Genomic DNA, 1,659 nt, shown 5'->3' with positions numbered 1-1,659 from the left:
TTGGAGATTTCTATGGATGAACAATTCAAATCAAAACATTTGCCTAAACGGAGTAGATTAATTCCGTTACAAAAATTCACTTTACAGAAATTGCAAATCCTTTATGAAGAAAATAAAGAAAAACTTCGAGATGACTATAGGATAAAGTCTTTCAGTGATTTTGTAAACTATTGTATTATGAAATCTATCCCTACATTAGAAAAACAACTAAAAAATCCTACCGTTGTTTATGAAAATAACTTTGGTGATTTTTAACAATCACATAACTGGTAAAAACAAATACAATCCAATTAATGTCATTCCAATTACTGCAAGTGTTAGTTTTGCAATTGTAATCTTTGATAATTTCATAGGATTAAACCGACAATTAATGGCACTACTATGATTCCAACTATTGCTGCAATTTTTAGATAATCTTTACCTTGAAGTTGTTGCATCTTTTCTCTATGAAATAACTTACTTTTGCGTATGGATTTTAAGTTCATTTCTTTAGATTGTGGATTCTCCTTCTTCGTCTGATGCAATGTCTACTGCTCGTAAAATTTGTGACACAAAGATTTTGCCTACTCTGCCATTCTTTTTGATTATGGCTATCACTTCATCCTCTTGTGTATCTGCAATAATTGCCTCCATTCTATATTTGTCATTAAATTGAGGCGTAAAAATTTCACTTCCTTTCGAAGCATGAATTTCCGGTCCTGGATTCTTTCCTCTTCCTCTAACTTTGGATACTGTGAGACCGCCGATGCCAATTTCTTTTAATCCTTCACTAATTGCCATTACATCGTTTTCGCCAAGTATAACTTCTATTTTGAGCATTTAGTTACAAATGAGATCATCATACAAATATAATTTTTGATTTTGATTATTGTTTGATAATCAATTGCTAATCAATCATAGTCATTCTTATTAATTTTAATTAAATATTTTATTTAATGGTACTTGATTCTGGAGATACAGCATGGATGCTTGTAGCTGGAAGTCTTGTGCTGTTGATGATCCCTGCATTGGGACTTTTTGAATCTGGACTTTTAAGAAAAAAGAATGCAGCTTCAATTTTCATGCAAATCTTCTTTGGTCTGGCACTTTTGAGTGTCATGTGGTTTGTATTTGGATTCAGTGTGTCATTTGGTCCTTCTTCTATGGGGTTAGTTGGAAATATGGATTGGGTATTTCTGAAAGGAGTTCCATCTGATGCGCCGTTAGATCAATACGCTCCTACAATCCCTGGTGTCTTGTTTGTTAAATTTCAATTAATGTTTGCAGCAATTACTCCTCTGTTACTTACAGGAACAATTGCTGAAAGAATGAAGTTCAGTTCATTTATCATATTTATCGCAGCATGGTCAATGCTCATCTACTACCCTCTTGTTCACTGGGTTTGGGGTGGTGGTTGGTTGGCACAACTTGGTGTAGTTGACTTTGCAGGTGGAATTGTAATTCACACAAGTGTGGGAATGGCAGCATTAGCAGCTGCATTGGTTCTTGGCAAAAGACGTCACTATGGTCCTGCAATTATGATTCCTCACAGTATACCGTTGGCTGTATTAGGCTCTTCTTTGTTATGGCTAGGTTGGTTTGGATTTAATGCAGGTAGTGCATTGTCTGCCTCAGGCGGTGTTGCTGGCAATACTGTAATTGTTACTCATATGGCTTCAT

General features: G+C 35.0%; 2 protein-coding genes and 1 pseudogene. 2 read left to right on the top strand and 1 reads right to left on the bottom strand.

The genetic code is table 11. From position 1 onward, the window contains the following. A pseudogene (locus tag BD31_RS09310) lies at positions 1 to 255 on the top strand (P-II family nitrogen regulator); the annotation flags it as partial. Positions 256 to 489: 234 nt separating this feature from the next. Here the strand turns inward: BD31_RS09310 and BD31_RS09305 are convergent. Further along, positions 490 to 819 (bottom strand): P-II family nitrogen regulator, encoded by a 330-nt coding sequence (locus BD31_RS09305; protein ID WP_008301669.1) that lies wholly within the window; start codon positions 817 to 819, stop codon positions 490 to 492. A 116-nt stretch (positions 820 to 935) separates the two neighbouring features. Here BD31_RS09305 and BD31_RS09300 point away from each other — a divergent pair. Beyond that, the coding region (locus BD31_RS09300) for an ammonium transporter (protein ID WP_008301671.1) at positions 936 to 1,659 on the top strand (724 nt) is incomplete at its 3' end.

Source organism: Candidatus Nitrosopumilus salarius BD31 (genome assembly GCF_000242875.2).
GTDB classification, from domain to species: domain Archaea; phylum Thermoproteota; class Nitrososphaeria; order Nitrososphaerales; family Nitrosopumilaceae; genus Nitrosopumilus; species Nitrosopumilus salarius.
The sequence above is the reverse complement of the archived record's forward strand: the minus strand, read 5'-3'. Positions and strand labels throughout refer to the sequence as shown.

Coding starts and splice junctions, on each gene's coding strand:
- BD31_RS09305 (WP_008301669.1), bottom strand. CDS start 819: ATGCTCAAAATAGAAGTTATACTTGGCGAAAACGATGTAATGGCAATT.